The 20,297-nt window shown below is 65.1% G+C and carries 20 protein-coding genes and 1 tRNA gene; 15 read left to right on the plus strand and 6 right to left on the minus strand.

The features are described from left to right. Window positions 1–117 precede the first annotated feature (117 nt). Window positions 118–2,850 carry a preprotein translocase subunit SecA gene (secA, locus tag MJ8_RS28550; RefSeq protein ID WP_201411920.1) on the plus strand — a complete coding sequence of 911 codons (2,733 nt, stop codon included), beginning with the start codon at window positions 118–120 and terminating at the stop codon, window positions 2,848–2,850. A 100-nt stretch (window positions 2,851–2,950) separates the two neighbouring features. Here secA and MJ8_RS28555 read toward each other — a convergent pair whose 3' ends face one another. Next, window positions 2,951–5,539: a helix-turn-helix transcriptional regulator gene (locus MJ8_RS28555; protein WP_412177079.1), complete on the minus strand. Its 2,589-nt coding sequence runs from the start codon at window positions 5,537–5,539 to the stop codon at window positions 2,951–2,953. Between the two features lie 318 nt (window positions 5,540–5,857). On the opposite strand from MJ8_RS28555, the gene MJ8_RS28560 reads away from it, so the two are divergent. From MJ8_RS28560 to MJ8_RS28585, 6 genes are all read left to right on the plus strand, one after another. Then, complete coding sequence (locus MJ8_RS28560) at window positions 5,858–6,136, plus strand: DUF4242 domain-containing protein (RefSeq protein ID WP_225248065.1); 279 nt, start codon at window positions 5,858–5,860, stop codon at window positions 6,134–6,136. Window positions 6,137–6,248: 112 nt separating this feature from the next. Further along, a complete protein-coding gene (locus MJ8_RS28565) occupies window positions 6,249–6,398 on the plus strand; it encodes a hypothetical protein (protein WP_201411921.1) in 150 nt (49 codons plus the stop codon). Window positions 6,399–6,571: 173 nt separating this feature from the next. Beyond that, window positions 6,572–7,024, plus strand: coding sequence for a hypothetical protein (locus MJ8_RS28570; protein ID WP_225248335.1), 453 nt, complete (start codon window positions 6,572–6,574; stop codon window positions 7,022–7,024). 306 nt (window positions 7,025–7,330) lie between these two features. Then, the gene (locus MJ8_RS28575) at window positions 7,331–8,734 is read left to right on the plus strand and encodes a lipopolysaccharide biosynthesis protein (protein ID WP_201411923.1); all 1,404 of its coding nucleotides are present in this window, start codon (window positions 7,331–7,333) and stop codon (window positions 8,732–8,734) included. Next, window positions 8,734–10,014, plus strand: coding sequence for a GNAT family N-acetyltransferase (locus tag MJ8_RS28580; protein WP_201411924.1), 1,281 nt, complete (start codon window positions 8,734–8,736; stop codon window positions 10,012–10,014). The genes MJ8_RS28575 and MJ8_RS28580 overlap by 1 nt, the downstream gene beginning before the upstream one ends. Before the next feature lie 68 nt (window positions 10,015–10,082). After that, entirely contained in the window at window positions 10,083–11,255 is a 1,173-nt protein-coding gene (locus MJ8_RS28585) for a YncE family protein (protein WP_201411925.1), read from the plus strand. Between the two features lie 46 nt (window positions 11,256–11,301). On the opposite strand, the gene MJ8_RS28590 is transcribed toward MJ8_RS28585, so the two are convergent. Then, a tRNA-Leu gene (locus tag MJ8_RS28590) sits at window positions 11,302–11,386 on the minus strand. A 335-nt stretch (window positions 11,387–11,721) separates the two neighbouring features. On the opposite strand from MJ8_RS28590, the gene MJ8_RS28595 reads away from it, so the two are divergent. Together MJ8_RS28595 and MJ8_RS28600 are read left to right on the plus strand one after the other, a co-directional pair. Continuing rightward, complete coding sequence (locus MJ8_RS28595) at window positions 11,722–12,309, plus strand: YqaA family protein (RefSeq protein WP_201411926.1); 588 nt, start codon at window positions 11,722–11,724, stop codon at window positions 12,307–12,309. 23 nt (window positions 12,310–12,332) lie between these two features. Beyond that, on the plus strand, window positions 12,333–12,851 hold the full coding sequence (locus tag MJ8_RS28600) for a disulfide bond formation protein B (protein WP_201411927.1): 519 nt from the start codon (window positions 12,333–12,335) through the stop codon (window positions 12,849–12,851). Between the two features lie 166 nt (window positions 12,852–13,017). Here MJ8_RS28600 and MJ8_RS28605 read toward each other — a convergent pair whose 3' ends face one another. Together MJ8_RS28605 and MJ8_RS28610 are read right to left on the minus strand one after the other, a co-directional pair. Then, window positions 13,018–13,575, minus strand: coding sequence for an HNH endonuclease (locus MJ8_RS28605; protein ID WP_027167440.1), 558 nt, complete (start codon window positions 13,573–13,575; stop codon window positions 13,018–13,020). A gap of 110 nt (window positions 13,576–13,685) precedes the next feature. Continuing rightward, on the minus strand, window positions 13,686–14,345 hold the full coding sequence (locus MJ8_RS28610; RefSeq protein ID WP_201411928.1) for a DNA-3-methyladenine glycosylase family protein: 660 nt from the start codon (window positions 14,343–14,345) through the stop codon (window positions 13,686–13,688). An 80-nt stretch (window positions 14,346–14,425) separates the two neighbouring features. On the opposite strand from MJ8_RS28610, the gene gluQRS reads away from it, so the two are divergent. Continuing rightward, window positions 14,426–15,295, plus strand: coding sequence for a tRNA glutamyl-Q(34) synthetase GluQRS (gene gluQRS, locus MJ8_RS28615; RefSeq protein ID WP_201411929.1), 870 nt, complete (start codon window positions 14,426–14,428; stop codon window positions 15,293–15,295). Here gluQRS and MJ8_RS28620 read toward each other — a convergent pair whose 3' ends face one another. Beyond that, complete coding sequence (locus tag MJ8_RS28620; protein ID WP_201411930.1) at window positions 15,296–15,583, minus strand: hypothetical protein; 288 nt, start codon at window positions 15,581–15,583, stop codon at window positions 15,296–15,298. 155 nt (window positions 15,584–15,738) lie between these two features. On the opposite strand from MJ8_RS28620, the gene MJ8_RS28625 reads away from it, so the two are divergent. Beyond that, window positions 15,739–16,617: a DMT family transporter gene (locus MJ8_RS28625; RefSeq protein WP_201411931.1), complete on the plus strand. Its 879-nt coding sequence runs from the start codon at window positions 15,739–15,741 to the stop codon at window positions 16,615–16,617. Between the two features lie 100 nt (window positions 16,618–16,717). On the opposite strand, the gene MJ8_RS28630 is transcribed toward MJ8_RS28625, so the two are convergent. Then, a complete protein-coding gene (locus MJ8_RS28630; RefSeq protein ID WP_201411932.1) occupies window positions 16,718–17,569 on the minus strand; it encodes a YihY/virulence factor BrkB family protein in 852 nt (283 codons plus the stop codon). A 58-nt stretch (window positions 17,570–17,627) separates the two neighbouring features. Between MJ8_RS28630 and MJ8_RS28635 the strand changes: the two genes are divergently transcribed. The 4 genes from MJ8_RS28635 (at window position 17,628) to MJ8_RS28650 (ending at window position 20,187) form a co-directional block, all read left to right on the plus strand. Beyond that, a complete protein-coding gene (locus MJ8_RS28635; protein WP_201411933.1) occupies window positions 17,628–18,494 on the plus strand; it encodes an SDR family oxidoreductase in 867 nt (288 codons plus the stop codon). A gap of 24 nt (window positions 18,495–18,518) precedes the next feature. Then, the gene (locus MJ8_RS28640; protein ID WP_040998521.1) at window positions 18,519–18,710 is read left to right on the plus strand and encodes a twin transmembrane helix small protein; all 192 of its coding nucleotides are present in this window, start codon (window positions 18,519–18,521) and stop codon (window positions 18,708–18,710) included. Between the two features lie 70 nt (window positions 18,711–18,780). Beyond that, the gene (locus tag MJ8_RS28645) at window positions 18,781–19,362 is read left to right on the plus strand and encodes a cob(I)yrinic acid a,c-diamide adenosyltransferase (RefSeq protein WP_201411934.1); all 582 of its coding nucleotides are present in this window, start codon (window positions 18,781–18,783) and stop codon (window positions 19,360–19,362) included. A gap of 21 nt (window positions 19,363–19,383) precedes the next feature. Next, on the plus strand, window positions 19,384–20,187 hold the full coding sequence (locus MJ8_RS28650) for a rhomboid family intramembrane serine protease (RefSeq protein WP_201411935.1): 804 nt from the start codon (window positions 19,384–19,386) through the stop codon (window positions 20,185–20,187). Window positions 20,188–20,297 lie beyond the last annotated feature (110 nt).

Raw genomic sequence — 20,297 nt, forward strand, 5'->3', positions numbered from 1 at the left:
TGGCGTCCAGAACCGTTTTCCGGGCGCTTTTTGCGTTTGTCCGCATTCACGCGGATTTGATGGGCCCGCCAGGCGCCTGTCGCAAACGGCTAAAATTGCTATCGAAAGGACCATTGGATGGTCAGTCTCGGCGGTCTCGCCCGTAAGGTTTTCGGTTCTTCCAACGACCGCCGCGTCAAGTCGACCCGGCCCAGGGTCGAAGCCATCAACGCCATGGAAAACGAGATGCGGGCGCTTTCCGACGCCGAGCTCGCGGGGCGCACGCAAAAGTTCCGCCAGGATCTCGCCAACGGCGCTTCGCTTGACGATCTCTTGGTCCCGGCCTTCGCCACGGTGCGCGAGGCGGCACGCCGCGTGCTCGGCATGCGGCCTTTCGACGTCCAGCTGATCGGCGGTATGGTGCTGCACAATGGCGGCATCGCCGAGATGCGCACCGGCGAGGGTAAGACCCTGGTCGCCACCTTGCCGGTCTACCTCAACGCGCTCGCCGGCAAGGGCGTGCATGTCGTCACCGTCAACGACTACCTCGCCAAGCGCGACGCCGAGTGGATGGGCCGCGTCTATAAATTCCTCGGCCTGACCGTCGGCATCATCGTCCACGGCCTTTCCGACGACGAGCGCCGCGAAGCCTATGCCTGCGACGTCACCTACGCCACCAACAACGAGCTCGGCTTCGACTATCTGCGCGACAACATGAAGTATGAGCGCTCGCAGATGGTGCAGCGCGGACACTCCTACGCCATCGTCGACGAGGTCGATTCCATCCTGGTCGACGAGGCGCGCACGCCGCTGATCATTTCCGGTCCCCTCGAGGACCGTTCGGAAATGTACAACACCATCGACACCTTCATGCTGAAGCTCGGCCCGGCCGACTATGAGGTCGACGAGAAGCAGAAGACGACGATCTTCACCGAGGACGGCACCGAGAAGCTGGAAAACATGCTGCGCGACGCCGGCCTGCTGAAGGGCGAGTCGCTCTATGACGTCGAGAACGTCGCCATCGTCCACCACGTCAACAACGCGCTAAAGGCGCATCTTCTGTTCCAGAAGGACAGGGACTACATCGTGCGGAACGGCGAGATCGTCATCATCGACGAGTTCACCGGCCGCATGATGCCGGGCCGCCGCTATTCGGAAGGCCTTCACCAGGCGCTCGAGGCCAAGGAGCATGTGCAGATCCAGCCGGAGAACCAGACGCTGGCCTCCGTCACCTTCCAGAACTATTTCCGCCTCTACAAGAAGCTCGCCGGCATGACCGGCACGGCACTGACCGAGGCCGAGGAATTCGCCAACATCTACAATCTCGAAGTCACCGAGATCCCGACCAACCTTCCGGTCGCCCGCAAGGACGAGGACGACGAGGTCTACCGGACGGTCGACGAGAAATACAAGGCGATCGTCAAGGAGATCAAGGACGCCCGCGACCGCGGCCAGCCGATCCTGGTCGGCACCACCTCGATCGAGAAATCCGAGCTGCTGGCCGAGCGCCTGCGCAAGGAGGGCATCAAGGACTTCGAGGTGCTGAACGCCCGTCACCATGAACGGGAAGCGTCCATCGTCGCCCAGGCCGGCAAGCCGGGCGCCATCACCATCGCCACCAACATGGCCGGCCGCGGCACCGACATCAAGCTCGGCGGCAACGCCGAGATGCGCATCGCCGAGGAGCTTGGCGACATGCCGCCCGGACCCGAGCGCGAGGCTCGCGAAAAGGCCATCATCGACGACGTCGAGCGCCTGAAGGAAAAGGCGCTGGCCGCCGGCGGCCTCTACGTCCTGGCCACCGAACGCCACGAATCGCGCCGCATCGACAACCAGCTGCGTGGCCGTTCCGGCCGCCAGGGCGATCCCGGCCGCTCGAAATTCTTCCTGTCGCTGCAGGACGATCTGATGCGCATCTTCGGCTCCGAGCGCATGGACGGCATGCTGCAGAAGCTCGGCCTCAAGGAAGACGAAGCGATCATCCACCCCTGGATCAACAAGGCGCTGGAAAAAGCGCAGAAGAAAGTCGAGGCGCGCAACTTCGACATCCGCAAGAACCTCCTGAAATATGACGACGTTGCGAACGACCAGCGCAAGGTGGTGTTCGAGCAGCGCCTCGAGCTGATGGACGGCGAAGGCCTGTCCGAGACGATCGCCGAGATGCGCGAAGGCGTGATCGAGGAGATCGTCGCCAAGAACATCCCCGAAAACGCCTATGCCGAGCAGTGGAACGTCGCCGGCCTCAAGGAAGAGGTGGGTCAATACCTCAATCTCGACCTGCCGATCGAGGAATGGGTCAAGGAAGAGGGCATCGCCGAGGACGACATCCGCGAGCGCATCACGGCCGCGGCCGATGCGGCCGCCAAGGAGCGCGCCGACCGCTTCGGTCCCGACGTGATGAACTATGTCGAACGTTCGGTGGTGCTGCAGACGCTCGACCATCTGTGGCGCGAGCACATCGTCAATCTCGATCATCTGCGCTCGGTCGTCGGCTTCCGCGGCTACGCCCAGCGCGATCCGCTGCAGGAGTACAAGAGCGAAGCCTTCGAGCTGTTCCAGGGCATGCTCGGCAACCTGCGCCAGGCGGTCACCGCGCAGCTGATGCGCGTCGAGCTGGTGCGCCAGGCGGCCGATGCGCCGCCGCCCGAAACGCCCGAGATGTTCGGCAGCCATATCGACGGCTCCACCGGCGAGGACGATTTCCAAGGCGGCGAGACCGCGCTTCTGATGCGCCAGGACACCAACGCCGTGGTCGCGCCGGAAAACCGCGACCCGAAGAATCCCTCGACCTGGGGCAAGGTCGGCCGCAACGAGCTCTGCCCCTGCGGCTCCGGCAAGAAGTACAAGCACTGCCACGGCGCCTTCGCCTGACGCCCTCTTCCTTCTCCTCGTTGCGGGGAGAAGGTGGCCCGCAGGGCCGGATGAGGGGCAGCGCTGACGGCGGCAATTCCAGCAGAAGGCCAACCGGCCCTCACACCAGCCCCGATGCGCGGGCGGCGGCCGCCGCCTCGCCGCGCGAGACGACTTCCAGCTTCTCCAGCACCGCCGAGACATGGTGATCGACCGTCTTGGGCGAAATCGTCAGATGCGCGGCGATCTTCTTGTTGGAAAAACCCCGCCCGAGAAGTTCCAGCACTTCCATCTGGCGCTGCGTGAGACCCGCCTGGTTGGCGCGCGTCGCCGGTCGCGGTCCTCTCGCGATGTGATTGACGCCGCTTTCGCGCATGAGGCCGCGTGCGTGCTGCGCGACAGCCCTCGCGCCGAGGTCCTCGAAAATGGCCAGCGCCTCGCGCTGCGCCGCTTCGTCGCCGAGCAGCAGGGCCATGGCCTGTTCGAAAGGCGCGCCCATCTGTGCCCATAGCGCGGCGGCGGCGCGCCAGTCGCCGGTCAGCTGCAGGCGGTGCGGCTCCGCCATGCCGCCTGTGTCGCCGGGATCGGAGCCAGGCGACAACAGCTCCCGCCAGATCGCAAGCTCGCCGAACACGGCCGGCGTCGGCGCGAGGCTTTCCGCGATCGCGATCAGGCGCAGGGCTTCCTGCCTGTCGGCCTGGCCGAGCCATGCCAGTTCGGCCAGCACCCCGGCGAAGGCCACCATGCGTTGCAGCTCCATGCCCTTGTCCAGGAACCGCCGCATCTCTTCGACGATCGGCTCGGCCGACGGGTCGCCGCGGCGGATGCGCAACCTTGCCAGCGCCACCAGCGACGGATAGCGCACGAGCGGCGTCGTTGCGTCGTCGTCGACCACCTCATGCGCCAGTGTCGCGGCATCGTTCCAAAACCCGCGGCGAAGCAGAAGCTGCGCCTGCACGCCGCGCATGTAATCGCGCCACGTCGCGAGATCGTTCTCGACGCAATAGCCGATGCCGCGATCCAGGAACGACGCCGCCTCCTTGAAGTTGAGCCTGTTCATCTCGACGCAGGCGCAGTTCGTGAAGGCGCGCGCGGCATGTTCCTGGAAGTTGCCCGACAGCGCGATCCCGAGGCTGCGGGCGAGATCGCGCCGCCCTTTGGCGAAATCCAGCCATTGTCCGGCAGCGCCGACATTGTTCAGCGCATGACAGAGGATATCCGGGCGGTTGAGCCGCTCCGCCAGCTCGACCGCCCTGCCGCCGAGCGAAAGCGTGTCTTCGAGCCGCTCGGCGAGCATCGCCAGTTGCGAGAGGTTCGAATAGGCCATCGCCAGCTCGGCGCTGTCCGGCGCGGTCTCCAGAAGCTCCACGGCCTGCTCGCCGAAACGGTCCGCCGACTCGCGATCGCCGAGCAGATAGGCGAAGCGCGACAGGCACCTGAGGCTGTCGCCTTCCTTGAGCCGGTCGCCCAGCGCCTGGCGCAGCAGACGCGCCCGGCCCTGCGCCTCCATCGCCGCGTCGACGCGGCCGATCAGGTGGCACTCGAAGGCATGGCCTTCGTAAAGCTCCGCCCGCTTCTCCATCGGCAGGATATCCGCGTAGCGCAGGGCGACCTCGTAATAGCCCGCCGCATCGCGATGCGCGCCGACACGGGAAGCCTCGCGCGCGGCCACCGGCGCGAGCTCGCGCACCACATCCAGGTTTTGCGCTTCCACGGCATGATGCACCAGCCTTGCGGTGGCGACCTGCGGGTTTTCCCGCAAGGCTGCCAGGGCGCGCTCATTGTACTCGCGCCGTTTGCTGGGCGTCAGCGCCATCTCGATGGCCGTGCGGGCAATTTCGTGCCGGAAGGCATAGCCGTCGCCGAAATCCTCGAGCAGGCCGTGGGCGACGCATTCAGCAAGCTGGCCGGCGGCGGCGATCCCGCAAAGGCCGCTGAGCGCCCACGCATCGGCGCGGCGAGGGAACACCGAGACCGCGTCGAGCATCGAGCGGGCGCCCGGCGACAATTTTTCGGCGCGCGCCAGCACGGCGTCCCGCACGCTTGCCGGCAAGGCGCCGCTTCCTTCGGCGGCGAGCAGCTCGGTGACGAAGAAGGCGTTGCCGGCGCTCGCCCGGTAGATCGCGCCGCCATCGCGTTCGGCGGCCGCGGCCAGCGACAGCACCGCGCTTTCGCTGAGCAGCGGCACGTCGATGCGCACGACATTGCCTGCCGGTATCTCGCCGAGCGCCCGGCGCACCCGCATCTGTCCTTCGCTGCGGTCGGTGCGGGCCGTGATCAGAAGCAGGATGCGGGTGTTCGCGATGCGCCGGCCGAGGAACCGCACGAAATCGAGCGTGGCGTCATCGGCCCAGTGCAGATCCTCGATGACGAGCAGGCATGGGCCCTTGGCCTCGAAGACGTCGAGCGCCTCGGAAAACAACGGCAGCCGTTGCAGTTGGTGGCCGTCGATCGCTCGCGGCAGTTCCCACTGCCCGTTGCGCGCCAGATCGTAGAGCGGTCCTAGCGGATCCGGAATGGACAGGTCCTCACAGGCGCTGCGAAGCACGCTCAGGCCATCATCCAGCCGGCTCGCGAACGCCTCGACCAGCGCAGTCTTGCCGGCGCCGGCCTCGCCCGACACGACCACGACGCGGCCGCGGCCCACTGTTGCCTCCGCCAACAAGGCGTCCATCTGCTGCAGCTGCTGCTGCCGTTCCAGAAGCATCATCGCTCTCTCGCGAAATCGGAATTCCATCGTGGCGGGTCGCCACCGCGATAGCCTGGGAGACAGCCCTGAAATGTGACTTTCCACACACTAAGGTGCCATCTTCCACATAAAACGTTCCAAAGATAGGGAATCGTCCCGGCCAGTATGGGGAATGGCTCCGATGCGTGGGATTTGCGGACATGGTGGTATCCGCCTCGCTCGAAACGAGCGCAGGACAATTCCACGGAAAACCGCGTAGCGGGTGGGCTCGGCGAGACTTCGCCGTGGCCTTTCGTCCGGAATTGCGTGGAGACTTGCAATCCAATCACGAAAGGAAAGATGATCGTGCCACGTTATCTCGTTGAACGCACCTTCCCGGAAGGCCTGCACGTGCCGATGAACGATGCCGGCGCCACGGCGATGGGCGGCGTCATCGCCCGCAATGCCGAGAAGGGCGTCACCTGGGTGCAGTCCTTCGTCTCGCCCGACAAGGGCAAGAGCTTCTGCATCTACGACGCGCCTTCGCCGGAGGCGATCCGCAGCACGGCGCAGAAGAATTCGCTTCCCGTCGACAAGATCACGGAGGTGCGGGTCCTCGACCCCTACTTTTATCGCTGACTGGGCGGGCAGTGTCGGGCAGATCAGTCCCGTCGCTGGCGGACCTGATGCCGTGCCGGATAGCGAGAGTGTATCCGCCGCGGCGGACAAGGCCTCGCCCCGGCGCGGTTACATGCGACGGGCCCTGTCGGCGCTGCTTTCGCCGTTGCGAAACCGGCGCCGCCTTCTGCCGCCTCAGGACGATTACCTGAGACGCGACATCGGCCTCAGCGAGCGGGAAAACCCGCGCGAATACTGGGACTATTGGTGGCATCACCGCTGATCCTGCCCCGATCGGGATCCGCGACCATCCCTTTTACGACAGGCGCCGCTGGCGTGCGGAGTTGGCTTTGACTGGCCAACTCCCGCCGCTTGCGCGCCGCAACTGAATTGGAGAGACAAATGAGTATTCATGTCGTGACCAGATGCATCTTGGGCGCTTCTGCCTCGATCATCATGATGGTGGCAGGCGCCGCCACGGCGGAAACCGCCAATCCGCTTGCCGAAAAAGTGCGGGCGCTCGACAGCCGCTTCGAGGACGTCGCGGTGGCGAAAGCCGAGGGCTACGCGCCGATCCCCTGCGCCAGCGGCCTTACCGGCGGCGCCATGGGCATCCATTACGTCAACGCCGCCTATCTGAAGGACGACGCCGTCGACGTCGCCAAGCCGGAAGCGGTGATGTACGAGCCGATGGCCGACGGCACGCTGAAGCTGATCGCGGTCGAATACATCACTTCGAAAGGTCCCGCCTCGCTCGAAGGTCATCTTTTCAACTTCAACACGGCGCCCAACCGCTATGGCCTCGGCCCGTTCTACGAGTTGCATGTCTGGGCCTGGAAGCAGAACCCGACGGGCGCCTTCGCCGACATGAACCCGAACGTCTCCTGCGACGCGATGAAGGGGATGTAAGCGCCTCTTCCTTCTCCCCGTTTCACGGGGAGAAGGTGGCCCGAAGGGCCGGATGAGGGGCGGCGCTCGCGCTTGCGATTGGCCGCTCTTCGTATCTGATTGCTCTGTTCAGGAACCCTCCCGCAAAGAACCTCTTCGACATGCGGTTCGTCCCGAATTCCAAAGCCGGCGCTGCCTCTCATCCGCCTGCCGGCACGTTGTCCTCGTATAGTGACGGGCAGAAGGAAGCGCCCCACCCACGCTTTCTTAAGGTGTTTCGGATAGACCGGAACCTTGGAAAGAGGCGGAAAACGGAGAGTATTCGGGGTGCGCTTTTCCGCGGCAACGACTGCCGGGCGGTTCCTGCCGCAGCGCTGGGCGCTGCGCATGCGGCCGCTGCTTGGCCGCATCGATGCCGCGCTGTTCACCGCCGACGAGCGCGGCGAAGCCGGGCGCATGTCGCTGATCGCCTTTTCCATCCGCATCATCAGCGCCTTGATCGCCTTTGTCAGCCAGGTGCTGATGGCGCGCTGGATGGGGTCGTTCGAATACGGCATCTCGGTGCTGGTCTGGGTCACGATGGTGATCGTCGGCAACCTCGCCTGCCTCGGCTTCCACACCTCGGTCATCCGCTTCATTCCCGAATATCGCGAGCGCGGCATGCTGGCCGAGCTGCGCGGCATCGTGCAGGCGAGCCGCCTCTTCGTGCTCGTCGCCTCGACGCTGGTTGCGGGCCTCGGCGCGCTTGGCGTCTGGCTCGCCTCGAACTGGATCGAGAACTACTACGTCATCCCCTTCATCCTCGGCGTCATCTGCCTGCCGATGATTGCGCTTGGCGATCTCCTGCAAGGGCTGGCGCGCGCCAATTCCTGGGCGCTGCTGGCGCTGTCGCCGACCTATCTGGTGCGGCCGGTGCTGATCCTGGTGTTCATGGCGCTGATGCTCGGCCTGCACTACGTGCCCGACGCCAAGACCGCGATCTTCGCCTCGATCGCCGCCACCTATGTCACCACGCTCGGCCAATTGATGGCCGTCACCTCGCGCATGGACAAGAAGGTCCCGCCCGGACCGATGACGGTGCATTTCGGCCAGTGGATCCTCGTCTCGCTGCCGATCTTCCTGGTCGAGGGCTTCTTCTTCCTGCTCACCAACGCCGACGTGCTGATGGTGGGCGCCTATCTCGATCCCAATGACGTCGCCGTCTACTTCGCCACGGTCAAGACGCTGGCGCTGGTGCATTTCGTCTATTTCGCGGTCAAGGCGGGTGTCGCCCAGCGCTACGCCCAGTTCACCCATGGCGAACCGCACCGGCTTGCAGCCTTCGCCCGCGAGACCGTCTCCTGGACCTTCTGGCCCTCGCTTTTGATGGCGCTGCTGGTGCTGGCGCTGGGCGAGCCGATGCTGGTGCTGTTCGGTCCCGAATTCACCGCCGGCTATCCGCTGCTCTTCCTGCTGGTGCTGGGCGTCGTCGCGCGCGCCGCCGTCGGCCCCTGCGAAAGCCTGCTGACCATGAGCGGCAACCAGAACATCTGCGCCGCCGTCTACGCCATGACGCTTGCGCTCAACATCGGCCTGAACGTGATCCTGATCCCGCTCTTCGGCCTCTGGGGCGCGGCGATCGCCACCAGCCTCGCCATGGTCTTCGAGGCCAGCGCGCTCTCCTTCACCGTCTGGCGCAAGCTGGGCATCGTGATGGCGATCTTCGTGCCTGCAAAGAAGGAAATAGCCTGATGGCCGCCGTCCCGTTGCTCGAAGAGACCAGCGGCGGCCCCGCCGGCGCCATGGTCTCCAACCTCGCCGGCCTGGCGCGCGAGGCGGATCCCGCCCATATCGAGCTCTTCGCCAGCAACAGGCCGGAACGCAAGCTTGCCATCTACCCGGCCTCGGCCGGCTTCGACCTTGTCGAGGAGCTCGACTATCTCAGCGCCCGCACGATCGAGCCCAATGTCTTCTTCAACCCGCGCTTCCTGGCCCCGGCGATGCCGCGGCTGGAAGACCGCGAGGTGCGGCTGGCCGTCATCCGCGACGGCGACGAATACCGCAACCGGCTGCGTCTCCTGGTGCCGTTCTCGGTCGAGCGGCCGGCGATCCCGCTCGGCGTCCCGGTGATGCGCACATGGTCGAGCCCGTTCGGCCCGCTCGGCACGCCGCTAGTCGACCGCGACGATCCGGTCGGCGTCATCGAGGATTTCTTCTCGATGCTGTCGCGGCCGCATCTCAAGCTGCCAAAAGTCTTCGTGCTGCCCGACATGCGCCTCGACGGTCCTGTGGCGAGCCTGCTCACCTCCTTTGCCGACAGCCGCGGCCTGACCATGGTGACCACCGGCAAGGTCGAGCGCCCGGTGCTGGAAAGCGACGCCGATGGCGAGGACTATTTGAAAGGCTCGCTGCGCGCGCATCACTATCGCGAATTCCGCCGGCTGAAGCGGCGCCTCGCCGACCGGGGCAGGCTCGAGCACGTCGTCGCCCGCGGACCGGACGAGATCCGCCACGCCATCGAAAGCTTCCTGACGTTGGAAGCGGCCGGCTGGAAGGGCCGCGAGCGCACGGCGATGGCGATCGACCGCTACCGCGCCGCCTTCGCCCGCGAGGCCGTGCACCGGCTGGCCGAGCAGGACATGTGCCGCATCCACCTTTTGACGCTCGACGGCCGCGCCATCGCCTGCCTGGTCGTCTTCGTCGAGGCCGGCGTCGCCTACACCTGGAAGACGGCCTATGACGAGACGCTTTCCGCCTATTCGCCGGGCACGCTTTTGATGATCGAGGTGACCAAGCAGCATCTCGACGATCCCAACATCGTCATGACCGATTCCTGCGCGGTTCCGGACCATCCGGTGATGAGCCGGCTGTGGGCCGAGCGCAAGCCGATGGGCACGCTGGTGGTCGGGCTGACGCCGGATGCCGACAGGCTGGCCCGTCAGGCTGCCTCGCAACTGCACCTCTACCGCGAGACCCGCAACATGGCGCGCATCCTGCGCAACCGCATGCGGAGCCTCTTGAAAAGGCGCTAGATCAACGGCGGGGCACAAGCTATGGGTCCGGGCGGCGAATTCAGGGCCGGCCTTCACGAAACATCCACATGATCAGAAGTCTTTTGCGTCACACCCGTTTCCATGCGGCCCTGCTGCTGATTGCGCTCTCGTCTGTCCAAGTCTGGCCAGCCCGCGCCTTGGCCGATACGTGCCCCGAGGACTGCAGCGAACCGCCGCCGCCCGTCAACATCTACAAACACACCGCCGCCGGTCATCTCAGCCCGGTAACGACAGGCGCGCTGCCGCGCGTCTATGTGCCGAACCGCTCCTCGAACAGCGTCTCGGTGATCGACAGCGTGACGCTCAAGGAAGTCGACCGTTTCAACGTCGGCAGCAAGCCGCAGCATGTCGTGCCGTCCTGGGATTTGAAGACGCTCTGGGTCGCCAACAACGGCACCGGCAAAAACGGCAGCCTGACGCCGATCGACCCGATGACGGCCAAGCCCGGCAAGCAGATTGCGGTCGACGACCCCTATAATCTCTATTTCATGCCGGATGGCAGCGCGGCAATCGTCGTCGACGAGGCAATGAAGCAACTCGATTTCCGCGACCCCCACACAATGGCGTTGAAATCGAGCCTGCCGACGCCGACTTGCCCCGGCATCAACCATGCCGATTTCTCTGTCGACGGCTCTTACGCGATCTTCACCTGCGAATATGGCGACGGCGGCCTGGCCAAGATCGACCTGAAGAACCAGAAGGTGCTCGGCCACCTCGACCTCTCCAAGATGGGCATGCCGCAGGACATCCGCCTCTCGCCGGACGGCAAGGTCTTCTACGTGGCCGACATGATGAATGACGGCGTGTTCCTGGTCGACGGCGACAGTTTTCGCGAAATCGGCTTCATCCCGACCGGCATCGGCACGCACGGCTTCGTCGTCAGCCGCGATGGCAAGCGGCTCTATGTTTCGAACCGCGGCTCGCACAAGATGGAGCAGGGCAAGGCCAAGGGTCCAGGCAGCGTGACGGTGATCGACTTCGCCACCCGCGCCGTGGTCGCGCAATGGCCGATCCCCGGCGGCGGCAGCCCCGACATGGGCAATGTCAGCGCCGACGGCAGGCAGCTATGGCTCTCCGGCCGCTTCGACAGCGAGGTCTACATGATCGACACGACGAGCGGCGCGGTGACGAAGATCCGCGTCGGCGCCGAGCCGCATGGGCTGACGGTGTGGCCGCAGCCGGGGCGCTACTCGCAGGGGCATACGGGGAATATGCGGTAGGGCACTTTTGGGATGGCCCGCCATCCGAAGCTCGCAGAGCGAAGGGTGGTGCCCCTAGCCGGGATCGAACCAGCACTCCTTGCGGAACTCGATTTTGAGTCGAGCGCGTCTACCAATTCCGCCATAGGGGCTCAGGCCGGGCGGCCTGGATGGGCGCGGACTATACGGGCGGATGGGTGTTCGTCAACTGGCCTGTTGCGGATTTGCCCGCGCAAACGGCTGCATTGCCCGCCCTACGGCCATTGTGGCGACGCGGGACATTGTGCGGCGCGGAAAATCTTTCTAGACAGGCGAAGCGTTGAGCGCCTCGTATGCGAAGCCGGATGCGGCGCTTTGGGTCCTTGTCTTCCTGCCTGCCGTTGCCCAAAACCGCCAAGCGTCTCGGGTGACATTGATCAGAGCAATTCCTGGAGAAGCGCGCCGCGGTTTTCCGCCCGGAATTGTGTCGACTGCATTAGGAGAGCCGATGCTTCGCGGACTTTACGACTGGACCCTGTCGCTGGCGGCGCGCAAATCCGCCGAATGGTGGCTGGCCTTCATCGCCTTCGTCGAAAGCTCCGTGTTCTTCATACCGGCCGACGTGCTGTTCCTGCCCATGGCGTTGGCGGCGCCCAAACGCGCCTATCGCTACGCGCTGACCGCCACTGTTGCGTCCGTGCTGGGCGGCATAGCCGGCTGGCTGATCGGCTACTATGCCTACGACACGATAGCACGGCCGATCCTTGAGCATTTCGGCGGCCTTGAGACGTTCGAGAGGTGGCAGTCGTCAGGCGCCGGGCTGATGCTGGTGCTGCTCGTCACGTCCGGCGCCGCGCACTTGCCGCCGATCAAGGTGGTCACCATTCTGGCCGGGGCGCTTCACGTCAATCTTTTGGTCTTCATCGTTTCGGCTATCGTGGCGCGCGGCGCGCGTTTCCTGCTGCTTGCCTGGCTGCTGCGCCGCTATGGCGAGGAGATCAAGGAGTTCATCGAAAAGCGCTTGGGACTGATTGTCGGCGCCGGCGCCGCTGCCCTGATTTTGCTCTATATCCTCGTCAGATACGCCCACGCATAGCGACGCAACAACGGACCCGATCGATGACCGCGACCATGAATGCCGACACCGGACACCAGCGCACGCGCGCGGCGCTGTTTCTCGCCGTCGCCATGGGCGCGACCGTGGGCTCGGCGCTGGCCTTCCAATATATCGGCGGCTACATCCCCTGCCATCTCTGCCTCGAGCAGCGCACCCCCTACTATGTCGGCGCGCCGCTGATGGTGCTGGCGGCGATCGCCTCGATGCTGCGCGCGCCGGCCTGGATGACGCGCGGCCTGCTTGCCGCCGGCGGCTTGCTGATGCTCTACGGCCTCTATCTCGGCGTCTACCATTCCGGCGTCGAATGGGCCTGGTGGCCGGGCCCGGCCGACTGCACAGCCGGCGCCGGCCCGGTCGACACCGGCGGCAAGGGCGTGCTCGACGCGCTCGACAAATTCGTGCCGCCCTCCTGCGACAAGGCCGCACTGCGCATCCTCGGCCTTTCGCTCGCCGGCTGGAACGCCATCGCCAGCCTCGTGCTGGCCGCCGTCGCCTTCCGCAGCGCGCTCGCGCGGGATTGAGTCAGTTTCCGCCGAACGGCACGACGCAGAGTTCGTCCAGAAATTCGCCAGCCCGGATTGGCTGGCGCGGCTTTCGAGAACCGGAGCGGAGCGTACTTGAGTACGTGAGCACCGGAAGCGCAGAAAGCTGCGGCAGACGGCCGGGCTCGCGGATTTCTGCCGAACTCTATGGTTCGAGTTCGACATCCCAGTACAGATAATCCATCCAGCTTTCATGCAGATGGTTGGGCGGGAACAGGCGGCCGTTGTTGTGCAGGTCGTGCACCGTCGGCTGATAGGGTTTCTGCAGCGGCCACATCTTGGCTTGGGCCGGCATCATGCCGCCTTTCCTCAAATTGCAAGGTGAGCAGGCGGCGACCACATTCTCCCAAGTCGTCGCGCCGCCGCGATGGCGCGGGATGACATGGTCGAATGTCAGATCCTCGGGCGTCCCGCAATACTGGCACTGGAAGCGGTCGCGCAGGAACACGTTGAAGCGGGTGAAGGCGGGATGCCGCGACGGCTTCACATAGGCTTTCAGGCTGACCACGCTCGGCAGCTTCATCGAGAAGGTCGGCGAGGAGACGGCGTGCTCGTATTCGGCGACGATATTGACCCGGTCGAGGAACACAGCCTTGATGGCATCCTGCCACGACCAGAGCGACAAGGGGTAATAGCTGAGCGGGCGGTAGTCCGCATTCAGCACCAGCGCGGGAAGCCCATCCGGAGATACGGCAACCGTCACGTCCTTCGCCTCCTTCGTTCTAAACCGAACGGCGGGGATACTGTAAGCCCGACATGACAGGGATGTGAAGCGGATTGTCTCTCGCAGAAACTCTCAAAAACGCATGATTTTCATGCTTTTTTGGCCATTTCGACGGGAGGCGCCGCATCCCTGCCCTTCAGTTCGCGGTAATAGGCCCAAAAAAGCCGCGACGCGACCCCCCGCCAGGGGCTCCATGATTCGGCCAGCCGGATAAGCATTTTTTCCGGCGGACGCGGGTCGATGCCGAGTGCATGGCCGACCGCCGTCTGCAGCGCGACGTCGCGGGCGGGAAACACATCCGGGTGGCCGGCGGCAAACAGCAGATAGCATTCGGCCGTCCATGGACCGATGCCGGGCACGGCCGTCATTGCGGCGATCGCCTCGCCGGCATCCAGGGTGCACAGGTGATCGAGATCGAGCCCGCCGGCCACCGCTTCGGCCACGGCGAGCAGCCCGCGCTGCTTCGGCCGCGACAGCCCGGCCTCGCGAAACACGTCCTCGCCCGCGGCGAGGATTGCCTGCGGCGTCAGCGGATCGACCAGCCTGACCAGCCGGCCGAAAATGGCATCGGCGCTCGCGCGCGAAACCTGCTGCGAAACGATGATCGAGGCAAGGCTTTGAAACCCCGGCTCCGACAGCCGGAGCGGCACCTCGCCCGCCTTGCCGCGCACCGTCTCCAGCCGCGGATCGATCCGGCAGAGGGCGTCGAGCCCTGCCGCAATGTCGTCGAGCGAGGCGATGCGTTGCACGTTGCTTGTTCCCAGGGCGACAAATGATGGCTAACTATCAACCGGCGGAAGCACCTGACAACCTGAATGCCGCCTGAAAGATGACGCTCCTGACATTCCGCTTCGCGCCGAGCCCCAATGGCGAACTGCATCTCGGCCACGCCTATTCGGCCCTGCTCAACCAGCAGATGGCGGCGCAAGCGGGCGGACGCCTGCTGCTGCGCATCGAGGATATCGACGTCACCCGCTGCACACCCGAATTCGAGGCCGGCATTTTCCGTGATCTCGAATGGCTGGGGTTGCGCTGGGAAGAACCGGTGCGTCGTCAGTCGGAGCACTTTGCCGAGTACCAGGCTGCGCTCGACCGGCTGATAGCCGAGGAATTGGTCTATCCGGCCTTCATGAGCCGGGGCGAGATCCGCGCCTTCATCGCCGAGAGAGGCGGCCGCGACTGGCCGCGCGACCCGGACGGCGTGCCGCTCTACCCGCCGCTCGACAAGGCTCTGTCGGCCAGGGAGCGCAAGCGCCGGCTGGCCGAGGACATGCCCTTCGCCTGGCGGCTCGATGTCGAGGCGGCGACGGCGCGCCTCGCGGCCGGCCTGTCATGGGTGGAGTTCACCGACGAGACGATGTCCGCGACGCGCGCGGTCGAAGCGCAGCCGCAGGCCTGGGGCGACGTCATCGTCGCCCGCCGCGACATCCCGACCAGCTACCATCTCGCCGTCGTCCTCGACGACGCGCTGCAGCGCGTCAGCCATGTCGTGCGCGGCCAGGACCTCTACGCGGCGACCGGGGTGCAGCGTCTGCTGCAGCAACTGCTCGGCCTCTCGCCGCCGCGCTATTTCCACCACCGCCTGATCCTCGGCCCGGACGGCAGGAAGCTGTCCAAGAGCTTCAAGGACACGGGTCTTGCTGCGCTTCGCGAGGCAGGCATGTCGCCGCAGGACGTCACGCGGTTGCTTGGGCTGTGATTACAAACGCGCCATCCCGGCCTTGATCAGCGCCAGCACGCTGATGAAGGAAAAGGCGCCGCCCAGCCCCCAGGCTACCGCCAGCTTGAGATCGCTCAGGCTGATGCCATGCTTGTGGGCTATCACCACCGCGACGAAAAAGCCGAAGATGAACAGCAGCGTATTGCCGGTCGGGCCGAAGCCGCTCTCCTTCATGATGGCGTCCAGCGCGGTGCCGAAGAAGAAGCCGAAGCCGGCGATGATCGCGAAGCCGAACAACAGCCAGGTCGTGTCCAGATGCAAAAACATGCCTCACCATGGCGCGGCGACGCGCCATGCCCCTGTTGGCACGGTTTGTTGAATTCGACTTAGCTTATGGATCAACCGTTTCGTTTTGCTTGCGGGATTGATCGGCATTAGAGCAAATGCCGTCATCAACCGTTCACCCCGGTAGCTTTCCACCCATGCAGAGCATCAAGCGGTTCATTCCCGCATCCTTCGTCGTTCTGTGGGCGACGGGCTTCATCGGCGCGCGCTACGCCATGCCTTGGGCTGAACCCTTCACCTTCCTTGCCATCCGCTTCGTGATCGCGGCGATCCTGTTTGCCGGGCTGACCGTTCTCATCGGCTCACGCAAGGCGACGCGCGAGGAGGCGCTGCACGCGACGGCGGCCGGCGTCCTCATGCACGGCATCTATCTCGGCGCCGTCTTCTGGGCGATCCACCGGGGCATGCCGGCCGGGTTTTCGGCGCTGATCGTCGGCCTGCAGCCGCTGATCACCGCCGTGCTCGCCGGAAAATTCCTGGGCGAGGCGATCCTGCCGCGTCATTGGGCAGGCCTTGCCGTCGGCCTGCTCGGCGTCGTCATTGTGCTGTGGCCGAAGCTCGGAGCGGTCGGCGGCGGGGTGACCGCGGCTACATTGATCGCCTCGCTCGTCTCGGTGCTCGGCATGAGCGCCGGTACCATCTGGCAGAAGCGCTACGCCTCCGGCGGCGATCTGGTCTCGGCGACGATGTGGCAATATGTCGGCGGCTCCGCCGTGATGATCCTGGGCTCGCTCTTCTTCGAGACGCGCGCCGTCACGGTCAACGGCGAGCTGATCTTCGCCATGGCCTGGCTCGTCCTGGTGCTGTCGGTCGGTGCCATATTCCTGTTGATGGTGATGATCAGGGACGGCGAGATGTCGAAGGTCGCCTCGCTGTTCTACCTCGTGCCCGCCGTGACCGCCGTCATCGCCTGGGTGCTTTTCGACGAGCAGCTCAACCTGCTGCAGATCGCCGGCATGGCGATCGCCACGCTTGGCGTCGCCCTGGCGACGGCGGGGCAGGGAAAGAGGAACTGAAGAATTGAGGAATTGAGGAACTGAGGAAAAAGCACCGCAGGCAGATATCGCGCCTTTCTTCAATTCTTCAGTTCCTCAGTTCCTCCTTCCGGGCACCAACTCACCCGACCCTGGCGCGCGCTTCGAGATACCGGCTGATCGCGGCGTTGAGCTCGCCGCCCAGGATGAAGATCGCCGAGATAATGTAGAGGAAGACGACCGCGATCATGATCGAGGCGAGCCCGGCATAGGTCGTCACATACGACGAGAAATGGTCGAGATAGGTGGCGAAGATCGTCGACCCCACCAGCCAGGCAATCAGCGTGAAGACGATGCCGGGTATGATCGAGACGAAGCGGCGCTTGCCGGCCGGCAACCAGATATGCACCGAGAACAGCCCGATGACGATGACCGTCGAGGCGATCACGTAACGCCAGATGGTGATCGTGCCCATATAGGGCTTGATCCACTCCAGATGCGCTTCCGCCAGCCGCGCGAGCAGGGGCGCGAACACCAGAAGGACGCTGATGGCGAGAAAGCAGGCGGTGGCGATCAGGACGAAGATGATGCTCTGCACCCTGCGGTGGATGATGCCGCGCGTCTCGGTGACCCGGTAGGCGCGGTTGAGCGAGGTGCGCAACGCCTCGATGCCGTTGGAAGCGAAATAGGCCGCAAGCAGCACGCCATAGGTCAGAAGGTCGGTGCGCCTTACGGTGAGCACGTTCTGCACCTCATGCGCGATCGGCTTGGCGATCTGCTCCGGCCATGTGTCGAAGACCAGGTGCACGGCCGTGTCGGCGAAGGCGCGCGCGCCGAGAAAGCTCGCAAGTGTGGTGGCGAAGATCAGGAACGGAAACAGCGCCATCAGCGAGGTGATCGCCAGATGGCTCGCCATCGCCCAGCCGTCATCGGTGTTGAAATGGCCGACCGCATCGTAGAGCACGCGCTTGAGGGCGACGATATTCCGCAGCAAGGGCCCGCGCTCCGCTCGATTGTGTCAACGCCGCGAATATGGGAAGTGATTGCGGCAAATGGCAACCCCAGGTCCCACAACGCGCCCAGCCGCCGAAGAGTTGCGCACCGTCATCGTCACCGGAGCTTCCTCCGGCATCGGCGCCTATTGCGCGCGGGCGTTGAAGGCGGAGGGCTGGCGGGTGTTCGCCACGGCACGCAAGCCGGACGATATCGCCGCGCTCGAGGCCGACGGACTGGAGGCCTTCTATCTCGACTATCGGGAGCCCCAATCGATCGCGGCGCTCGTCGATGCGGTGCTGGAGCGCACCGGCGGCACGCTCGACGCGCTCTTCAACAACGGCGCCTATGCCCAGCCCGGCGCCGTCGAAGACCTGCCGGTCGCGGCGCTTCGCGAGCAGTTCGAGGCCAATTTCTTCGGCTGGCACGATCTGACCCGGCGCATCGTGCCGGTCATGCGCCGCCAGGGGCACGGCCGTCTCGTCCATTGCTCCTCGATCCTCGGGCTGGCGCCGGTCCGCTTCAGGGGCGCCTACTCGGCCTCCAAGCACGCCATCGAAGGCCTGATGCTGTGCATGCGCCAGGAGCTCGAAGGCAGCGGCGTCCACCTCTCGCTGATCGAGCCGGGACCGGTGACGTCGAAGATCGCCAGCAATGGCCTCGCCTGGTTCCTGAAAAACATCGACGTCGAGAATTCCGTCCACCGCGCCGATTATCAGGCGCAGCTCGCCCGGCTTCAGGCCGGCGGCAGCGTGTCGAAGCTGAAGCCAGGGCCGGAGATCGTGCACAGGGCGCTTCGCCACGCGCTTCTGTCACAGCGCCCGCGCCCGCACTATGTGGTAACGGTGCCGGCCAGGATCGGCGCGATGCTGAAACGCGTCCTGCCGGCGTCCCTGCTCTACCGCGTGCTCGCCAGGCGCGCCTGACCGATCTGAACCGGAGCCAGCCAGATGCTCATCGTCTTCAAGATTCTCGCCATCGTCGCGATGGCCGCCGTGGTGATCGTGCTGGTCCGTGGCCTGATCAACATGATGCGCGGCGGCTCGGGCATCACCTCGAACAAGCTGATGCAGGCGCGCATCATGCTGCAGGCCGTGGCCTTGGCGTTGCTGTTGCTGGTGGTCTATTTCACACGCAAATAGCGCGGGCTCAGCAATTCCAGGACACGGTTTTCCGTCCGGAATTGCGCCAAACCGCTTAAAGGGGGATCGCGTGGTCAAGCTCAACAAGATCTACACCCGCACCGGCGACGACGGCACGACGGGGCTCGGCACCGGCGAGCGGCGGCTGAAATCCGACCTGCGCGTCGATGCCTATGGCACCGTCGACGAGGCCAATGCCTGCATCGGCATGGCCCGCATACACACCGCCGCCGAGCATCCCGCAATTGACGCCATGCTGTCGCGCATCCAGAACGATCTGTTCGATCTGGGAGCCGACCTCGCCGTGCCCGACGACGGCAAGCCCCTGGACTACGAGCCGCTGCGCATCGTCGCCGCCCAGACCGACCGCGTCGAGCAGGACATCGACGCGCTCAACAAAAGCCTGCAGCCGCTGAAATCCTTCGTGCTGAACGGCGGCGCGCCGGCCGCCGCAGCGCTGCATCTTGCCCGCACGGTGGCGCGCCGCGCCGAACGCCTGATGGTGGCGCTGGCGCAGGATCCGGCCGAGCATGTCAACCGCGAGGCGCTCAAATACATCAACCGCGTCTCGGATTTCCTGTTCGTCGCCGCCCGTGCGGTCAATGACAATGGAAAGGCCGACGTGCTATGGGTTCCCGGCAAGAACCGCTGAATCCGAAGGCGGGAGGGTCCGATGTTCATCCCGCTCTACGACACCAACAGGCTGCGCCATATCCGGCTGCAATATGTCACCATCGGCCTGATCGTGGCGAATGCGCTTGTCTATCTGGTGACCACGCTTGGCGGTGAAAACTTCACCAATGCCGCGGTTCTCGGCCTGGGTTTCATCCCGTCGGTCGTTCACGACAAGGTCGAGCTGTCGCCCGAATTCGTCGTCATTCCCGAGAGCCTGAGCTACCTCACCTATTCGTTCCTGCACGCCGACATCTTCCATCTCGGCGGCAACATGCTGTTCCTCTGGGTGTTCGGCGACAATGTCGAGGATGCGCTCGGCCATATCCGCTACCTGATCTTCTATCTGGCTTGCGCGGCGGCGGGCGCGTTCGTCCAAGGCTTGGTGGGCTGGGATTCGCAGGTGCCGCTGATCGGCGCCTCAGGCGCCATCGCCGGCGTCGTCGCCGCCTATCTGATCCTCTATCCCCGGGTGAAAGTGTGGGTGCTGGCCTTTGCCCGCATTCCGCTGCGCATCCCGGCCTTCATCCCACTGATCCTGTGGATCCTGTTCCAGATCGTGATGTTCGCCGCGGGCGGCGAGGACCAGATCTCCTGGGCCTGCCATATCGGCGGCATCATCGCCGGATCGATCCTGGTGCTGGTGCTGCGCAGCCGCGGCGTGCCGCTGCTGGCCGGCGCCGACGGCGAGCCTGACCCGACGCCCAACATCCAGCAGCCGCCTGTCCCTGTCGAGCCGGCGGGTAGCGATCCGGCGCAGCCGGCCTCGCAATGGGGCCGTGGAGCAGCGATGCCCCGGGACTGAACCGATTTGGGTGCGTCGTGGGATATTGACGCGCCGGTTTGCCGCCACTACGGAAACGGCACCGCTGGGCGGATATTCCGCCCGTAATGTCGGCTTTCGACAACTCTGAC

It is taken from the genome of Mesorhizobium sp. J8, from assembly GCF_016591715.1.
GTDB lineage: Bacteria > Pseudomonadota > Alphaproteobacteria > Rhizobiales > Rhizobiaceae > Mesorhizobium.